The sequence below is a fragment of the Paenibacillus sp. Negev47 genome (genome assembly GCF_058313655.1).
The window spans coordinates 883,991-901,218 of sequence record NZ_CM177754.1; the positions used below are offsets into that span (position 1 = coordinate 883,991).

Genomic DNA, 17,228 nt, shown 5'->3' on the forward strand with positions numbered 1-17,228 from the left:
TCAAACTCTCAAACAGCTTGCTTTTGCATGGAGCTTGTTCTTTGAAAACTAGATATCGAAACGAAAGTAAATGCGAATTAGAACATTCCTTTTTAGCTGAACTTGTGTAAACAAGTTTCAATAAAAATGGTAGTTAATTGCTTTTGCGATGGTATTGAATGGGAGTGACTTTTGGCTTTGCGTAAGCAAAACAAGGGAAGCGAGCGGCCAATACCGGAGCACGAGGTTAAGCTACTAAGAGCACACGGAGGATGCCTAGGCGCTAGGAGCCGATGAAGGACGTGGCGAACAACGAAACTGCCTCGGGGAGCTGTAAGCAAGCTTTGATCCGGGGGTGTCCGAATGGGGAAACCCAGCTGGGGTAATTTCCAGTTACTCACAACTGAATACATAGGTTGTGCAGAGGCATACCAGGGGAACTGAAACATCTAAGTACCCTGAGGAAGAGAAAACAATAGTGATTCCGTCAGTAGCGGCGAGCGAACGCGGAGAAGCCCAAACCAGAGAGCTTGCTCTTTGGGGTTGTGGGACGTCTCACATGGAGTTACAAAGGAACCGGTTAAGCGAAGAGGTCTGGAAAGGCCCGCCAAAGAAGGTAAAAGCCCTGTAATTGAAAGTCTGTTCCCTCCGAGACGGATCCCGAGTAGTGCGGGGCACGTGAAACCCCGTATGAATCCGGCAGGACCATCTGCCAAGGCTAAATACTTCCTAGCGACCGATAGTGAAGCAGTACCGTGAGGGAAAGGTGAAAAGCACCCCGGAAGGGGAGTGAAATAGAACCTGAAACCGTGTGCTTACAAAAAGTCAGAGCCCGTTTTAGGGGTGATGGCGTGCCTTTTGTAGAATGAACCGGCGAGTTACGTTCCCGTGCAAGGTTAAGGTGAAGAGCCGGAGCCGCAGCGAAAGCGAGTCTGAATAGGGCGACATAGTACGTGGACGTAGACCCGAAACCGGGTGATCTACCCCTGTCCAGGGTGAAGGTGCGGTAACACGCACTGGAGGCCCGAACCCACGCATGTTGAAAAATGCGGGGATGAGGTGGGGGTAGCGGAGAAATTCCAATCGAACTCGGAGATAGCTGGTTCTCCCCGAAATAGCTTTAGGGCTAGCCTCGGAAAACAGAGTCGTGGAGGTAGAGCACTGATTGGGTGCGGGGCCCGCAAGGGTTACCAAGCTCAGTCAAACTCCGAATGCCATAGACTTACTTCCGGGAGTCAGACAGTGAGTGCTAAGATCCATTGTCAAAAGGGAAACAGCCCAGACCATCAGCTAAGGTCCCCAAGTGTGTGTTAAGTGGGAAAGGATGTGGAGTTGCACAGACAACCAGGATGTTGGCTTAGAAGCAGCCATCATTTAAAGAGTGCGTAATAGCTCACTGGTCGAGTGACTCTGCGCCGAAAATGTAACGGGGCTAAACACACCACCGAAGCTATGGCTTGATGCTTTGCATCAGGGGTAGGGGAGCGTTGTATAAGGGTTGAAGGTGTACCGTAAGGAGCGCTGGACATTATACAAGTGAGAATGCCGGTATGAGTAACGAAAAGATCAGTGAGAATCTGATCCGCCGAAAGCCTAAGGGTTCCTGAGGAAGGCTCGTCCGCTCAGGGTAAGTCGGGACCTAAGGCGAGGCCGAAAGGCGTAGTCGAAGGACAACAGGTCGAAATTCCTGTACCACCGTAAGCCGTTATGAGCAATGGGGGGACGCAGTAGGGTAGTGACGCGGACTGATGGATGTCCGTCTAAGCAGTAAGGCTGATGTGTAGGCAAATCCGCACATTGTAAGGCTGAGCTGTGATGGGGAGTGAAAATTACAGTAGCGAAGGTCATGATCTCACACTGCCAAGAAAAGCCTCTAGCCAGGTGATGGTGCCCGTACCGCAAACCGACACAGGTAGGCGAGAAGAGTATTCTAAGGCGCGCGGAAGAACTCTCGTTAAGGAACTCGGCAAAATGACCCCGTAACTTCGGGAGAAGGGGTGCCCCGGTAGTGTGAATAGCACGAGGGGGCCGCAGTGAAAAGGCCCAAGCGACTGTTTAGCAAAAACACAGGTCTGTGCGAAGCCGTAAGGCGAAGTATACGGGCTGACGCCTGCCCGGTGCTGGAAGGTTAAGGGGAGTGGTTAGGGAGCAATCCCGAAGCTGTGAACCGAAGCCCCAGTAAACGGCGGCCGTAACTATAACGGTCCTAAGGTAGCGAAATTCCTTGTCAGGTAAATTCTGACCCGCACGAATGGCGTAACGACTTGGGCGCTGTCTCAACGAGAGATCCGGTGAAATTTTAATACCTGTGAAGATGCAGGTTACCCGCGACAAGACGGAAAGACCCCATGGAGCTTTACTGCAGCTTGATATTGAATTTGGGTACGATCTGTACAGGATAGGTGGGAGCCTTTGAAGCATGAGCGCCAGCTTGTGTGGAGGCAACGTTGGGATACCACCCTGATCGTATCTAGGTTCTAACCTGGTACCGTAATCCGGTGCGGGGACAGTGTCAGGTGGGCAGTTTGACTGGGGCGGTCGCCTCCTAAAGAGTAACGGAGGCGCCCAAAGGTTCCCTCAGAATGGTTGGAAATCATTCGAAGAGTGCAAAGGCATAAGGGAGCTTGACTGCGAGACCTACAAGTCGAGCAGGGACGAAAGTCGGGCTTAGTGATCCGGTGGTACCGCATGGAAGGGCCATCGCTCAACGGATAAAAGCTACCCTGGGGATAACAGGCTTATCTCCCCCAAGAGTCCACATCGACGGGGAGGTTTGGCACCTCGATGTCGGCTCATCGCATCCTGGGGCTGAAGTAGGTCCCAAGGGTTGGGCTGTTCGCCCATTAAAGCGGTACGCGAGCTGGGTTCAGAACGTCGTGAGACAGTTCGGTCCCTATCTGTCGTGGGCGTAGGAAATTTGAGAGGAGCTGTCCTTAGTACGAGAGGACCGGGATGGACGTACCGCTGGTGTACCAGTTGTTCCGCCAGGAGCACCGCTGGGTAGCTATGTACGGAAGGGATAAACGCTGAAAGCATCTAAGCGTGAAGCCCCCCTCAAGATGAGATTTCCCAGTATGTAAGACCCCTTGAAGACGACGAGGTAGATAGGCTGGGGGTGGAAGTGCAGCAATGCATGGAGCTGACCAGTACTAATCGGTCGAGGGCTTATCCAATAGCAAGTTCTAAATCGCATGTTTCGTTTCGAATCTAGTTTTCAGAGAACGATCTCTGAAGCATATTCCCTGATAGCTCAGTTGGTAGAGCACTCGACTGTTAATCGAGTTGTCACAGGTTCGAGCCCTGTTCGGGGAGCCATATGGAGAGGTGTCCGAGCTGGCCGAAGGAGCACGATTGGAAATCGTGTAGGCGTCACAAGCGTCTCGAGGGTTCGAATCCCTCTCTCTCCGCCATAATATTAAGGCCCGTTGGTCAAGGGGTTAAGACACCTCCCTTTCACGGAGGTAACAGGGGTTCGAATCCCCTACGGGTCATATTAACTTCAAAAAAGAAGTTGATTTTTACAATAAGATTATGGTAAGATCATAAATGTGTTGTTCGGAGGCTTAGCTCAGCTGGGAGAGCATCTGCCTTACAAGCAGAGGGTCGGGGGTTCGATCCCCTCAGCCTCCACCATATAACTTTTATAACGACGCGGGGTGGAGCAGCCCGGTAGCTCGTCGGGCTCATAACCCGAAGGCCGCAGGTTCAAATCCTGCCCCCGCAATTATACTTTCCTTTGAGAAAGTGATCTGGAACCGTGGTGTAGTTGGCCTAACATGCCTGCCTGTCACGCAGGAGATCGCGGGTTCGAATCCCGTCGGTTCCGCCATTTAATCTTTACATGAGGCAAACTGTTCACTACATCTGCTGTATGGCACTGATGCCCTATATAAAGTGTTAGGAAATGAGATTAGACTTTATTATGGCTCGGTAGCTCAGTCGGTAGAGCAGAGGACTGAAAATCCTCGTGTCGGCGGTTCGATTCCGTCCCGAGCCACCATTTATAAAACAATTTAATATGCCGGTGTAGCTCAACTGGTAGAGCAACTGACTTGTAATCAGTAGGTTGGGGGTTCAAGTCCTCTCGCCGGCACCATGTAATCCTGGAGGATTAGCGAAGTGGCCAAACGCATCAGACTGTAAATCTGCTCCCGTACGGGTTCGGTGGTTCGAATCCATCATCCTCCACCAGTTTTAGGGGCATAGTTTAAAGGTAGAACAACGGTCTCCAAAACCGTTGGTGTGGGTTCAATTCCTGCTGCCCCTGCCAATTAACTTTTTAGAAAATTAACTTTTTGTGGCGATCGTGGCGAAGTGGTTAACGCACCGGTTTGTGGATCCGGCATTCGGGGGTTCAATTCCCCTCGATCGCCCATTTGTTTTTTCATTTTTTATTGGGGATTAGCCAAGCGGTAAGGCAACGGACTTTGACTCCGTCATGCATAGGTTCAAATCCTATATCCCCAGCCATTATGCGGACGTGGCTCAGCGGTAGAGCATCGCCTTGCCAAGGCGAGGGTCGCGGGTTCGATTCCCGTCGTCCGCTCCAAAATATGGCGCCATAGCCAAGTGGTAAGGCACAGCTCTGCAAAAGCTTTATCCCCAGTTCGAATCTGGGTGGCGCCTCCAGTATATGCCGGCGTGGCGGAATGGCAGACGCGCTCGACTCAAAATCGAGTGGGAAACCGTGGAGGTTCGAGTCCTCTCGCCGGTATATTGAATAGCCCTGCAAATTGCTTATGCAATCTGCGGGGCTATTTTTATTTTATATGAAGTGATTGTTTTATAGTAAGGAAAGTTGGACGTTAATAAAGATTGACGTATGATTATATTCAGTATATTGTAGATAAGTGAAGTCTTTAATATGAGGGAGTGAAATAAAGTGACTACTAAAAAAATTATACCGGACACTGACCTGTTATTTAACCTTTCTGTATGGGAAGAGGCTTGGAAGAATCGTCCGAGAAGTTCAAAATATAAGAAGAAAAGTGCACCATTTAATACAGAAGAAGCGTTTGAGCGGTGGGCCAGAGATTATCATGCACAATCATTTACGGTAGAAGGAATACAGCGGTCTGAGCGCATTATGGGCTGGATTGAAAACCAGGGAGTAGAGTTCGCGGGCTTGTCCATTCTAGACATTGGAGCGGCCTCAGGCATATTTACCATTCCTTTTGCTGAAAAGGGAGCAAGTGTAACCGCTGTTGAGCCTTCTGAGTTGCTTGTCTCACTCATGAAGGAAACGATACCCTCAGAGCTGGAATCTAATATTGAAATCGTGAAAGAGCGATTTGAGGAAATCTCCATCGAGGATAAAGGCTGGGAGAAGAAATATGATTTTGTATTTGCTTCCATGTGTCCGGCTATGTCGGATTGGGAAACGATTGAGATGGCGATTAACTGTGCTCGTAAGTATGTGTATATAAGCACTATAGCGGGACAGAAGGAACACACACTAATGGATGAACTTAAGGATGTACTTGGGATCAGTTCTTCATACAAGGCTGGTGATATGGGATATATCCAACAGTTGCTGTATTTGAAGGGTTATTCATACACGATGATCATTACAAGAGAAGTTAACTCATTTGAAGTACCGGTGGAAGAGATTATTGAGAAGCTGCCAGAATGGCTTAATACGTATGAGTTACCAACAGATGAGGATTCCCTCAGACTGGCTGAGAAGTACATCCGCGATACATATAAGGATAGTACGGTGACCTTCTCACGTGGAGCAAGGTTTGGTAAAATTCTGATCCAACTTGAACAACCCAATATGAAAACAGTCCGTACCAAGGATAAACGACAAATCGTATAAGCTTGGTATGTGTTATGAGGATCAGGAATCGAGACGCACAACGCATATTCTAACGTCTAAGATGACGCTAGGAAGCATCAGATCGCTGCGCAAAAAGGTGAACGTATGAAACATATGAAGTTAAGATTGTAGAAGCGAAGTTGTAAGTGAAGGGAGCAGAATATGTGCTCCCTCTTTTTTTTGAAGCGAATAATTAATTGACTGCACTAAACAAAATCCTCGGTTACTTGAAGATGTTCGAGACAACGAAAAAACAAAACACATATCTAGTTTTCAGAGAATGATCTCTAAAGCATATTCCCTGATAGCTGAGTTGGTAGAGCACTCGACTATTAATCGAGTTGTCGCAGGTTCGATCCTTGTTCGGGGAGCCATATGGAGAGGTGTCCGAGCTGGACGAAGGAGCACGATTTTAAATCGTGCTCCTTTTCTAATTGTTGTTCGACACTTCTGCTTTTTGTTTCCGCTCCCGATACTGACCGGGAGTGATTCCTTCCCATTTACGAAATGATCGGATAAAGTTTTGCGGATTGTTGTAACGAAGCCGTGCTGCGATATCTTTAACCGTTAGATCACTTTCGTCCAGCCATTTTTTAGCGATGTTAAATCGGTACTTGGTCAGGTATTCACTAAATGCACAGCCGGTCTCTTTGCGAAAAACGCTACTTAAGTAGTTGGCATTATAGTGAAGCTTAACAGCACATTCCTCAAGCGTCAGATCCTTATCGTAATCTTGATGAATCAGAGCAATCATCTTCTCTGATATATGTTGATACTGGGCATACTGTCTCCCTTTAAAAACCTGGATGATGGGCAAGATGACTTGATGGTTAAACCACTCCTCAACTTCAGCGCCGTACTGCAAACCATGAAGTTCATGAAACATCGATCCATTGCCTTGAGAGATCTGTCCGAGTCGTATACCGGATTCCTGAGTCATTTGCAAAATATGCGTCAGCAGCCTCGTAAAGGCCACCTGATATTCCTCCGGCGTACACTCCATACCAAAGATCACTTCCAAGACCTGATGCAGAAGAGCAGAGGCCTGAACTTCATCCGCACTTTGAATAGCTTGGATCAACGAGTATTCCAATGATTCCGGGTAGGTCATGGACCAAGCTGGCGCATAATGATCTATGTTCTCATATTGCAAGATAATACCTGTCCCCAGCTTCATTCGATGCTTCAAAGCCTCCATAGCTTCTGTGTAAGCCTGAGGGATGTGGTATAGGGAGCTATGCGGCTGGCTGAAGCCTATACTGACCTGAAGAGCCAGAATCCCATCAATCTGTTGTTGTAACTGGTCTGTTAATACATATAGCTGCTGTGAAAAAGCAAATTGATCCTGTTCAACGGTGCCAATCACCGTGACAACCGTATGTTCCAGCACGATAGGAAGCAGTTGTTGGTTATGCACAACCGTTTCCTCCAATATATTTTGAACAGCGAATAACAGGAGGTCACGATCATTGGCATTGTATTTTCTGTGATTAACGAGATCGGCCTGTAGTGCAATAACAGCAATTTGTTGCCATTCCCGAACCTGACGTGTGTAGCCATATTCATTCAGGGTGTCATATAGAGTGTGAACAGGGCTCTTGCCCTGGAAGAGATTCATCATAAAATGAGTGCGAATCTGCAACAGATGCATATTTAGTGTGTTCTCCAGTTGGGAGCGAGATGCAGATAATTGTGAGACACCTGCTCTAATCTGTTCGAACTCATCAGACAGCTCTGGTGATTGCTGAGTCATAGTGCCGCCATCTTTGGACAGGTGGTTGTCACCAAGTTGGGTTAAAAGTTTACGAATTGGAATATGCATTCGTTTGGAGCCGAGCCATGCGAGCAATAATGAAAGCAAAAGCAAGAAGATACTGATATATAAGGTGTGTAATCCGATATCGATATATTCTTGTGTCAGAATGTTGGTGGGTGAGAGTAGTATATAAGTCCAACCTTTTAAGGTAGAAGGGCTATACGTCAGAGAATAGTGTGTATCGGCGATCTTGACTTCTCGTTCTTCAAAGCCTGTTGAAAATGTGATGGGAGATAGTCTGATTATGCTGGCTTCCGTCTCACGATCTTGTAATCCAACTGCAGACAGCGGTTGTCCAATATATACGGGATCGGGATGTACCATGATACGTTGTTCCCGATTTAAAATGATCAGTCCTGAGGCAGCATTGCCCATGGAGGCTTCACCTAGCGTATTTTGTAAAGAGCATGCAGGAATTCCGGCAATTAAGGCTACATCGGAAGACGCATTCAGATTCGGAATAGATCTCGCAAGGGCAATATGATAGATACAGCCTGTACCGGGCGAACGCTCATCATTACTGAACACCGATGAAGGGGAGAGCTGCCATCCGGAGGTTAGCGTATCCGATATCAAATCCTTCATGGGAAGTGCCAGTGGGAAATCAGTATTACGATATAATCCGGCATGGTCAATAAGCCAATTCTGGGATTGATTCACCAATGTGATATCCAGCAAAGGTTCCCACGACCTCATATTCTGAAACTCGCTCTGCAGCTTATCGGCAAGTAATGGTCCTTTCCTTTGAAGTGAAGAAGAAGCAGACAGGGAACGAAGGGTTACTGGAGATCGAACGGCCTGGTCAAGCATATAACTGACTGTAGCAAGTTTGTGTTCTACGTTGGATTGCATTTGTTCCAGCAACTGCCTGTTAGCTTGTGTACGATGCAGTTCAGTTTGGTTTGATGAATAGATAAACGCGGCAATCCCCGTTAACAAAATGGGCAGGGTGCTTAGCAGGATTCCGAAGATGATCATTTTATGGAGATAGCTGATTGGTCGCACAGTTTAAGTTTCACCCCTGACATTAGAAATAGTAACACTAACACTTCCTATTTTAGTAAACGCTTACATATAGAACAATCTAAATTTTGTTTATTTGGATAAATAAGTAATTTTATTTCGAGGCAAAAGAGCTTGGCACGGGATGGAAACGAAAGTGAAGGGTGAACGTAAATAGAGATATGGACATCATTCTATCTACCGGACGATATCGGGTGAAGCAGAGCCTGAACAGGGGGAATAGAAGGTAACTGGAAGCTATTCAGCTTAGGTGGAACGATGGTCTTATACCGGGACAGTCCAAGGTCCAACTAGATCCCCGACCTGAGTCTAGGATGAAAAACCGTCCACGGTCTGTTTTGAAAAGTCTCAGAATCCCCTAGAATAAGGACATAAGGTTAAACAAGAAACATGGAAACAAAAAAACAAGAAACAAACGAACAAATGACTTAACCAATTAAAATGAACGAACGGAAAGGGCGGTGAACAACAATTATGAGATTAAATAAGGGAAATGGCTGGGCGATTGTACTGATTGCACTGGGTGCACTACTCCTCTTCGGAAAGTTAACTCCTCTTCTTGGACACTTAATGGGTTATCTGATTCCGGTCCTGATGATTGCACTGGGATATTACGGAGTTAAACGAGGGAATGTGATGCTTGGCTGGATTGTTCTCATCATCGGTATCATCTCACTGATGGGTAAGCTGGCATGGCTGATCGGACCGATCATCGCGATCGGGTTAATCATCTTTGGTATCTCAATGCTAAGCAATAACCGCAGTCGTCGTGGTCGTTACTAAGCTTTCAGGATTATGAAAAGGAGGGAAAGAACATAATGAGTGTATTTCGTCGAATGCGGGATATTACCGTAGCCAATCTGAACGAACATTTGGAGCAAAGTCAGGATCCAGTCAAACTGATTGATCAGTTCCTGGTCTCGACCCGCCAAGACATCGGTGAAGCCGAGAAACTTCGTCATCAATATGCAAGCCATACCAGACAAATGAAACAACAAGCCGATCAGGCAGCAGGTATGGTGAACAAACGGGAAGAACAGGCTTCCATGGCTCTGAAAGCAGGGGAAGAGCATCTCGCTAAGTTGGCCTTGCAGGAGAAAATCCTCCATGAGGAAAAAATGGAACAGTACAATGAACTGTATGCACAAAGCTATGCAGCATTACAGGAGCTGGATGAACAGATCGACCAGCTGAAGGTTGAATATCAGAATGTATACAGCAAACGCCAATATTACTACGCTCGTATGCAGACGATTCAGTTACAACAACGTATGAACCAGAGAGGGAATCACAACGGTCAGAATGTACCCCGTATGTTTAACCGATTGGATGACCAAGTCTCTGATCTCGAATATGAAGCACAAAGTCTCCGGGATATCCGGCGGATGAGCCAAGACGGTTCAGGAGCGACTGGCAGCATGTCATCCTCTGCGCTGGATAAGGAACTGGAGCGCTTAAAACAGAAGTTGAACAATGACAGGAAGGAGTAGTCACATGAGTAAATTATACCGCTCGGCGCGTAATCGAATGCTAACAGGTTTGATTGGCGGCATTTCTGAAAATCTCGGATTGAGCACCACGCTGCTACGTATCATCTTCTTCATCAGTATTTTCGCTACGGGAGGTACATCATTGTTGATCTACTTCATCGCTGCATTGGTCGTACCGAAGGAATCCAATCACGTTGATCCATATGCTTATGGTCCCAACGCAAGAGGATATAAGTAAACGAAAGGAGAAAGCACATGAGCAAATTATACCGCTCAACGCGTGACCGGATGCTAACCGGCTTGTGCGGCGGAATTTCCGAAACCATCGGGATGGATTCTACCCTGCTGCGGATCATCTTCGTCATCAGTATCTTCGTAACTGGCGGCACGTCGTTGTTAATATACTTCATTGCAGCACTGGTGGTACCAAAAGAACCGTATCCGCCTTATGATCCATATGGCTACGGCCCAGGCCCTGGCCCTGGCAGAGGATACAACAACTATGATCATCAGGCGCCAAGAGGTCCTTTTCAAAATAACCAAAACCAACAAGGTCCTGGCAACTTCGGTCCTGGCCCAGGATACAACAGCAGACCCCAATCTGGTCCGCGCTCTTATGATAACAACGCCTACGGAGCAGGAGCACCGCAAGAAAGTGAACTTGATTCCATGATGAAAGATATTGAGAAAAAAGCATTGAAAAAAGAAGTTGAAGAGCTTCGCCAAAAATTATCTCGTTACGAGAAGGGAGAAAAGTAAAATGGGAGTATTTAAACGGATTAAGGATATGACGAAAGCATCGGTAAATGATATGTTGGATAAGGTAGAAGACCCGATTGTAATGTTGAACCAGTACTTGCGTGATATGGAGGCTGAGATTCATGAGGCTGAGGTAACTGTTGCCAAACAAATGGCAAATGAGCGCCGCATGAAACAACGTTTGGATGAAGCGGAGCGTACTTCGGTACAACGTGAGTCCCAAGCAGAAGCTGCTCTGTCTAACGGTCAGGAAGAAGTAGCACGCAAATTGCTGGAAGAGAAAATCTACTTTGATCAAAAAATTACGGAGTACAGTGAACTGCATGCACAGTCTGAAGCACAAGCAAAAGATCTGTTGCAACAGTTGCATGATATGAAAGATGAGTTCTACAAAATGCGTAACAAACGTAATGAACTCGTATCCCGTGCACAAATGGCAAAAGCCAAAAAACAAATGTCTTCCATTAACAGCTTGCATTCGATCGAAAGTGGCGGGGCATCACTAGGATTCCACCGCATGGAAGAGAAAATCATGCAACTGGAAGCTGAAGCTGACGTAGCTCGTGCACCATATCGCAACACATCATCCACGTACACGAATCCTGTAGATGTGGAAAAGCAATTCAAAGTGGATCAGCAATTGCAGGCCCTCAAAAACAAAATGGGCAATGGTTCCAAGAATGAAGCGAACGGAACTTCAAAAGAATAACTGTTCGCTCGGTGGACAATATGATATTCTATAAATCGTGTATAATGTACGGTTGGTAGAACAAAAGTTAAGCCATACAGGACTTCATTGCCTGGTATGGCTTTTCCGTTGAATGAAGAGAGATTAACATACAGAGGAGGTGCGGCAGGGATGAATAACAAGAGTAAATGGCTTGCAGTTGTCATTATTATTATCGGCACATTCATGTTATTGAATCAGAATATTAACTTGCTGACCGCTGCCGCACTGATTCTCTTAACCATTGGAATGCTGCAAGTCCGCAAAGGGGATACCCACAAAGGTTATCGGTATCTTGGCATTGGTGCGGCACTGTTACTACTGGATAATTTAATGATTGTATTCTTAATTGTACTGGCTTCCTTAGCTTACTTTTATTCCAAAAACAAAAAGATTCATCTGGACGATGGCGTTATGAAGAAACATAATTTCATGGCTAGGTATTACTGGGATCAACCATCCTGGACGTTACGCAGTATGAGCCTATGGCATGCCATGGGTGAGGTTAATGCAGATCTGTCTCTTTCGATTCCGGAGGAGAAACAAACGATTGTACTGCTGCAAGGGGTTATGGGGAATGTTCGCCTGACGCTGCCGGAAGATTATGGTGTAGAGATTGAAGCATCGGTCCTTTTCGGCCGAATTAATCTTCTTGGAGAACAAGATAGCGGCATGATGAACAAATTAGTATGGAGAACTCCTGGATATGAGTCCAGTGAACATAAAGCAAAATTTGTCATTTCGTATATTGTTGGCGACCTAAGCATTAGTAATCCGTAGTAAAATAGATGAAGAGAAGGAGGAGACCCCGATGAAGACAAAACGACATACCGACATGGTAACCCGAAGTATGGGTGAAGGGATCCTCCTGGTTTTCATTGTGCTCGCTGTTATTTTGTATGTATTGTATACATATGGTTATCTTGCTCCATTTGCAGGCTGGCGGCATCTGATTCAATCGGGTCTGGCTCTATTGCTGCTCCTGATTGCGATCGGTGCGGTCTTTGGTTTCTATCAGAGTTACCGGGTCAAACGCCGGTTGGAGCTGCTGCGGGAAACGCTCCTGCAGTGGGAGAAGGGTTCACTGTCTCGTACTGTACCTGATCTGGGCGTAGATGATGTGGGTCGCTTAAGTGAGCAACTCGGACGAATCGGCAAAAAGTGGGAAGATCAAGTATCCTCGCTCCAGCGATTGTCTACTCATAATGCACAGCTTGCGGAACAAGCCAGAATTACAGCCATTGTGGAAGAGCGGCAGCGGTTGGCACGGGAACTGCATGATGCGGTATCTCAGCAATTGTTTGCGATATCCATGACAGCAACGGCCGTAGGACGAAAGATGGAGAAGGATTTTGAACGTGCTCAGCGGCAGGTGGCCCTGATTGAGGAGATGGCTTCGGTAGCTCAGTCCGAGATGCGTGCGTTATTGTTACATCTGCGGCCAGTCTACCTGGAGGGCAAACATCTCGAACAAGGTCTCCGTGATCTGGTGATGGAACTGAAAACGAAAGTACCCATGGACATTGTGCTTGAAATGGATGAAGACATCGATTTGATTAAAGGCATTGAGAATCATCTGTTCCGGATCGTTCAGGAGGCTATGTCTAATACATTACGGCATGCGAAAGCGGAAAAAATGGAGATACGGATCCAGCGCCGAACAGATGCGATACGGGTACTGATTCGTGATGATGGGCAAGGCTTCGATCTGGATGAGAATAAACAAGCTTCCTACGGTCTGGCTAACATGCGTGAACGTGTTACGGAGATTGGCGGAGCCATACAATTTGTAACAGCGCCTGGTAAGGGAACGCGAATTGAGATTACGATACCTTTGATGAGTGATGAAAGCGAGGAAGAACATGTCAATGGAACCGGAAGTCGAAACGGAGACGGAAACGTCGATCAAAGTATTGCTCGTGGATGATCATGAGATGGTGCGTATTGGTCTTGCAGCGGTATTAGATACCGAAGATGGAATTGAGGTTGTTGGTGAAGCAGGTAGTGGAGAGGAAGGCATTCGGCTTGCACAGGAATATAAGCCTGATGTTGTTCTGATGGACCTGGTCATGGAAGGAATGGATGGCATTGAGGCTACCCGTCAGGTGCTCAAAATGTATCCGGAGTGCAAAGTCATCGTATTGACCAGTTATCTGGATGATGAAAAAATGTATCCTGTCATTGAAGCAGGCGCATTCAGTTATCTGTTAAAAACATCAAGAGCCAATGAAGTGGCAGATGCGATTCGCGCAGCCGCTCGCGGACAATCCGTTCTGGAGTCACAGGTGGCTTCCAAAATGATGAATCGATTCCGGCAGCCACAGGCAGCAGCTCCTTTGCATGATGAATTGACGGATCGAGAAATGGATGTTCTCCGATTGCTCGCCAAAGGCAAATCGAATCAGGACATCGCTGATGATCTGATCATCGGTATCAAGACAGTCAAATTCCATGTCACGAATCTACTGGCAAAATTGGGCGTAGACGACCGCACACAGGCTGCGATCTATGCTTATAAAAACGGACTTGCAGAGTAAGAAGAATCATATGCAATATCATAATTAAGCCAAAGAACCGTGCTTTCATGTGCGGAGGTAATAGATGAGAACATATAGAAAAGTATGAATGGAAAGCCCTGCTCTGCCATGAATGTGGCGGGTGGGGCTTTTTTTTGATGTGTTCAGAAGAAGTATAGCTAATGCGGGAAAGGGGCATGCTGTTGATAGATTCATAGAATGCAAGAAAGAAGTGGGGGATTCGAATGTTAAATCGTTGGATGACAGCTGGCATATTGGCAATAGCGATCATTATACTTATCGGTGTAACACAGGTATACGCAGAGAAGAACGAACCCAAAGCAGCCCAACTGGAACAGTTAATCTATACTGCTGACAGTGTAATTGATCATGTAGATCGCCTGGTGATTAAATGGCAAGGAGAAGGCAAGGGAGATGCACAAGCGCAGGCCGTATTACTGGCTAGTCAATTGGGACTTGAACCACCAATGAAGGTACGTCAGACGGGCCACGATGTGTATCGCAGTGAGCTGGTTGTAGGTGCGGCTAATGGAGGTGCAGGCATGTTGGTCAATGTCGTCGATACAGGAGACAACGGATATTATGCCATCGTGCAGTTATCAGGTGATGCATACACGGATCGGAAGAGATTAGTGGCGTCACATGAGCAGGTGGATCAACTGCTTGTGGACTCGGAGATGAAGGCAAGCTGGAATGTGTCAGTGCAGGGTACGGCAGCTACTGCGATTGAACGTGATGCGAGTCAGCAGCTGGTACTGATTGAAGATACGTTGTCCAGAAAGGTGGATATGGTCTCTGTTGAACGTTATACGGATGTAGCCAGTGCAAGTGTCTCTTATGAGGCGGCTGAGCTGCCCTTGTCGATCAAGAGTGGCTCGCACATGTTGAATATGCAACTCGCAGTCCATCAGGTTGATCGCGAGATCGACAATCGAATTACGATGGGGTTTCCGGTGATTACGATTGAATATTAAGGGATGAATTTCCTATAAAATTTGGACCCAATATTGAGAGTATTTATCAGAAAAATGAGTGCGAAATAGTGCATCCGTTCAGTTGATATGCTAAAATGGCATCACATCCAAGAAGGAACTTGCTGGTAATTGACGGTTGTATGTCGTGCATATATAACACCATTACATAGCTCGGGGAGAGCGTGAAGGTTGTCTTCCCGGAAGAAAGAGGAGCCCATGGTTGAGAAAAAAACGCAAGATGAAGTACTGACACCAGGCGCAGTATTTATCATTTTTGGAGCAACCGGTGACTTGGCCCGCCGGAAGCTGTTTCCGGCCATCTACAGTCTATACCGCGAAGGCAAGCTAGCCGAAAACTTTGCGATTATTGGCGTAGCGCGTCGTCCGAGAACCCCAGAAGAATTCCGGGAGGACATCTATGAATCCATTAAAGAGTTCTGCCGCTATCCAGCGGGGGACCCTGATGAGTGGAACGCTTTCGTCGATCATTTTGAATACAAAACTCTGGATATCAATAATGTAGAAGGGTTCAAAGAGCTGCTTAAGCAGACGGAGCATCTGGAAGCGAAATTTAACACGCCGGGTAATCGGCTGTTCTATCTGGCGCTTGCACCTGAGCTGTTTGGCAGTGTCTCGTACAGTTTACGGGACGGCGGTATGCTGGAAAGTCAGGGTTGGAACCGATTAGTGATCGAAAAACCATTTGGTTATGATCTGCAATCCGCTGAACATCTGAATGAGCAGATTCGTGAGGTATTCCGTGAAGAGGAAATCTATCGGATTGACCATTATCTGGGCAAGGAAATGGTGCAAAATATCGAAGTGATCCGCTTCGGGAATGCTTTTTTCGAACCACTCTGGAACAACAAACATATTGCCAACGTTCAGATAACGCTGGGGGAGACGGTAGGCGTGGAAGAACGTGGCGGTTATTATGATCACTCCGGCGCACTGCGTGACATGGGGCAAAATCATATGCTTCAAATGCTGACGATGATTGCAATGGAGCCACCGAGTCGCCTGTTCCCCGAGGATATTCGGGATGAAAAGGTGAAGGTGTTACGCTCTCTACGGACGTTCACCTCGGATGAGGAAGTGAGCAACAACGTTGTGCGGGGACAGTATGCCGAAGGGGAGTACCGTGGCAAGCAGCTTCCCGGTTACCGCCAGGAAGACAAGGTTGACCCACAGTCGAATACGGAGACGTATTTTGCCGCACGTGTATTTGTTGATAATTTCCGCTGGGCAGGTGTGCCATTCTACATTCGGACAGGCAAACGTCTGCCGGTGAAAACGACCGAGATCGTAGTCGAGTTCAAGTCGATGCCGAATAACGTGTACCTTGGGAAAAAATATAAGCTTGAACCGAATCTGCTGGTCATTCGGGTGAATCCGATGGAAGGCATATATATCAAAATCAATGCCAAGAAACCGGGCTCGGATTCCGAGATTCAGCCACTCGCGATGGATTTCTGTCAGAGCTGCATGATCGGAATCAACTCGCCTGAAGCGTATGAACGTCTGCTGCTCGATGCAGCAGAAGGGGATTCTACGTACTTTACCCGTTGGGACGAAGTGGCAACGGCCTGGTCTTTCGTAGATCGGATCGCTGCAGCCTGGAGCCAGAATCAGGGAGAGCTTCACACGTATCCGGCTGGAACCTGGGGGCCGGAAGCGACAGATAAACTGCTGGAGCAGGATGGATTCCACTGGTGGCCGGTGAATGGTCAGGATGAGGATCGTGTGATCTGGCAAGTCAACAATTAAGGCTAATCGTTCATAAGATGAAATAATTAAGGGGCTTGGAAAGAGCGCGGATGAAGCGAACTTTCCGGGCCTCTTTTTGATGCGAGAAGCTGGAGGGAATGCGACTGGATAAATATATTTAAATTAAGTTGTTGACAAAAAGTAAGTATATAACTTATACTCAACACAAGAGATAAAGAGTTACGCAAATGACCAACTTAACCCGATGAACTTCTCGGATAAGTGCACCATTCATGAGATGAAATGTGAACCAGTTGAAGGGGTTTCGACACCACATCATGAAGAAAAAAAATTAGCATAATATCTTTAATCTAAGAATACTATTTTGTATATATTGA

12 protein-coding genes, 16 tRNA genes and 1 rRNA gene are annotated in these 17,228 nt (G+C 46.9%); 28 read left to right on the forward strand and 1 reads right to left on the reverse strand.

Going from position 1 to position 17,228, the window contains the following annotated elements:
• Positions 1-224 precede the first annotated feature (224 nt).
• The 18 genes from AC4G47_RS04060 to AC4G47_RS04145 all read left to right on the forward strand — a co-directional run bounded on the left by AC4G47_RS04060 (position 225) and on the right by AC4G47_RS04145 (position 6,171).
• Positions 225-3,152: ribosomal RNA gene (locus AC4G47_RS04060) — 23S ribosomal RNA — on the forward strand.
• A 66-nt stretch (positions 3,153-3,218) separates the two neighbouring features.
• Positions 3,219-3,294, forward strand: a tRNA-Asn gene (locus AC4G47_RS04065).
• 3 nt (positions 3,295-3,297) lie between these two features.
• Positions 3,298-3,389, forward strand: a tRNA-Ser gene (locus AC4G47_RS04070).
• A gap of 9 nt (positions 3,390-3,398) precedes the next feature.
• Positions 3,399-3,470: transfer RNA gene (locus AC4G47_RS04075), tRNA-Glu, on the forward strand.
• 66 nt (positions 3,471-3,536) lie between these two features.
• Positions 3,537-3,612, forward strand: a tRNA-Val gene (locus AC4G47_RS04080).
• Between the two features lie 17 nt (positions 3,613-3,629).
• A tRNA-Met gene (locus AC4G47_RS04085) sits at positions 3,630-3,703 on the forward strand.
• A 27-nt stretch (positions 3,704-3,730) separates the two neighbouring features.
• A tRNA-Asp gene (locus AC4G47_RS04090) sits at positions 3,731-3,808 on the forward strand.
• Positions 3,809-3,903: 95 nt separating this feature from the next.
• A tRNA-Phe gene (locus AC4G47_RS04095) sits at positions 3,904-3,979 on the forward strand.
• Between the two features lie 20 nt (positions 3,980-3,999).
• Positions 4,000-4,075, forward strand: a tRNA-Thr gene (locus tag AC4G47_RS04100).
• A gap of 9 nt (positions 4,076-4,084) precedes the next feature.
• Positions 4,085-4,170: transfer RNA gene (locus AC4G47_RS04105), tRNA-Tyr, on the forward strand.
• A gap of 5 nt (positions 4,171-4,175) precedes the next feature.
• Positions 4,176-4,249 (forward strand) — tRNA-Trp (locus tag AC4G47_RS04110).
• 30 nt (positions 4,250-4,279) lie between these two features.
• Positions 4,280-4,352: transfer RNA gene (locus AC4G47_RS04115), tRNA-His, on the forward strand.
• 22 nt (positions 4,353-4,374) lie between these two features.
• Positions 4,375-4,449, forward strand: a tRNA-Gln gene (locus tag AC4G47_RS04120).
• A gap of 4 nt (positions 4,450-4,453) precedes the next feature.
• A tRNA-Gly gene (locus AC4G47_RS04125) sits at positions 4,454-4,528 on the forward strand.
• A gap of 6 nt (positions 4,529-4,534) precedes the next feature.
• Positions 4,535-4,608: transfer RNA gene (locus AC4G47_RS04130), tRNA-Cys, on the forward strand.
• A gap of 6 nt (positions 4,609-4,614) precedes the next feature.
• Positions 4,615-4,693 (forward strand) — tRNA-Leu (locus AC4G47_RS04135).
• A 168-nt stretch (positions 4,694-4,861) separates the two neighbouring features.
• Positions 4,862-5,797, forward strand: a complete 936-nt coding sequence (locus tag AC4G47_RS04140) for a class I SAM-dependent methyltransferase (protein ID WP_491104878.1) — start codon at positions 4,862-4,864, stop codon at positions 5,795-5,797.
• Positions 5,798-6,095: 298 nt separating this feature from the next.
• Positions 6,096-6,171 (forward strand) — tRNA-Asn (locus tag AC4G47_RS04145).
• Positions 6,172-6,227: 56 nt separating this feature from the next.
• Here the strand turns inward: AC4G47_RS04145 and AC4G47_RS04150 are convergent.
• Entirely contained in the window at positions 6,228-8,618 is a 2,391-nt protein-coding gene (locus AC4G47_RS04150; RefSeq protein WP_491104880.1) for a helix-turn-helix domain-containing protein, read from the reverse strand.
• Between the two features lie 492 nt (positions 8,619-9,110).
• On the opposite strand from AC4G47_RS04150, the gene AC4G47_RS04155 reads away from it, so the two are divergent.
• The 10 genes from AC4G47_RS04155 (at position 9,111) to zwf (ending at position 16,890) form a co-directional block, all read left to right on the forward strand.
• Positions 9,111-9,419, forward strand: coding sequence for a LiaF transmembrane domain-containing protein (locus AC4G47_RS04155; protein ID WP_017692311.1), 309 nt, complete (start codon positions 9,111-9,113; stop codon positions 9,417-9,419).
• A 35-nt stretch (positions 9,420-9,454) separates the two neighbouring features.
• Positions 9,455-10,126 carry a PspA/IM30 family protein gene (locus AC4G47_RS04160; RefSeq protein ID WP_482071211.1) on the forward strand — a complete coding sequence of 224 codons (672 nt, stop codon included), beginning with the start codon at positions 9,455-9,457 and terminating at the stop codon, positions 10,124-10,126.
• A 4-nt stretch (positions 10,127-10,130) separates the two neighbouring features.
• Positions 10,131-10,364: a PspC domain-containing protein gene (locus tag AC4G47_RS04165; RefSeq protein WP_458124070.1), complete on the forward strand. Its 234-nt coding sequence runs from the start codon at positions 10,131-10,133 to the stop codon at positions 10,362-10,364.
• A gap of 17 nt (positions 10,365-10,381) precedes the next feature.
• Positions 10,382-10,885: a PspC domain-containing protein gene (locus AC4G47_RS04170; RefSeq protein ID WP_145325033.1), complete on the forward strand. Its 504-nt coding sequence runs from the start codon at positions 10,382-10,384 to the stop codon at positions 10,883-10,885.
• A 1-nt stretch (position 10,886) separates the two neighbouring features.
• Positions 10,887-11,594, forward strand: coding sequence for a PspA/IM30 family protein (locus AC4G47_RS04175; RefSeq protein WP_017692315.1), 708 nt, complete (start codon positions 10,887-10,889; stop codon positions 11,592-11,594).
• A 150-nt stretch (positions 11,595-11,744) separates the two neighbouring features.
• A complete protein-coding gene (gene liaF, locus AC4G47_RS04180; protein ID WP_491104881.1) occupies positions 11,745-12,392 on the forward strand; it encodes a cell wall-active antibiotics response protein LiaF in 648 nt (215 codons plus the stop codon).
• A 31-nt stretch (positions 12,393-12,423) separates the two neighbouring features.
• Positions 12,424-13,539 carry a sensor histidine kinase gene (locus tag AC4G47_RS04185; RefSeq protein ID WP_491104883.1) on the forward strand — a complete coding sequence of 372 codons (1,116 nt, stop codon included), beginning with the start codon at positions 12,424-12,426 and terminating at the stop codon, positions 13,537-13,539.
• Complete coding sequence (locus AC4G47_RS04190) at positions 13,481-14,149, forward strand: response regulator transcription factor (protein WP_091020933.1); 669 nt, start codon at positions 13,481-13,483, stop codon at positions 14,147-14,149. The genes AC4G47_RS04185 and AC4G47_RS04190 overlap by 59 nt, the downstream gene beginning before the upstream one ends.
• 224 nt (positions 14,150-14,373) lie before the next feature.
• Complete coding sequence (locus AC4G47_RS04195; RefSeq protein ID WP_491104885.1) at positions 14,374-15,123, forward strand: YwmB family TATA-box binding protein; 750 nt, start codon at positions 14,374-14,376, stop codon at positions 15,121-15,123.
• Positions 15,124-15,339: 216 nt separating this feature from the next.
• Positions 15,340-16,890: a glucose-6-phosphate dehydrogenase gene (gene zwf / locus AC4G47_RS04200; protein WP_491104887.1), complete on the forward strand. Its 1,551-nt coding sequence runs from the start codon at positions 15,340-15,342 to the stop codon at positions 16,888-16,890.
• Positions 16,891-17,228: the final 338 nt, after the last annotated feature.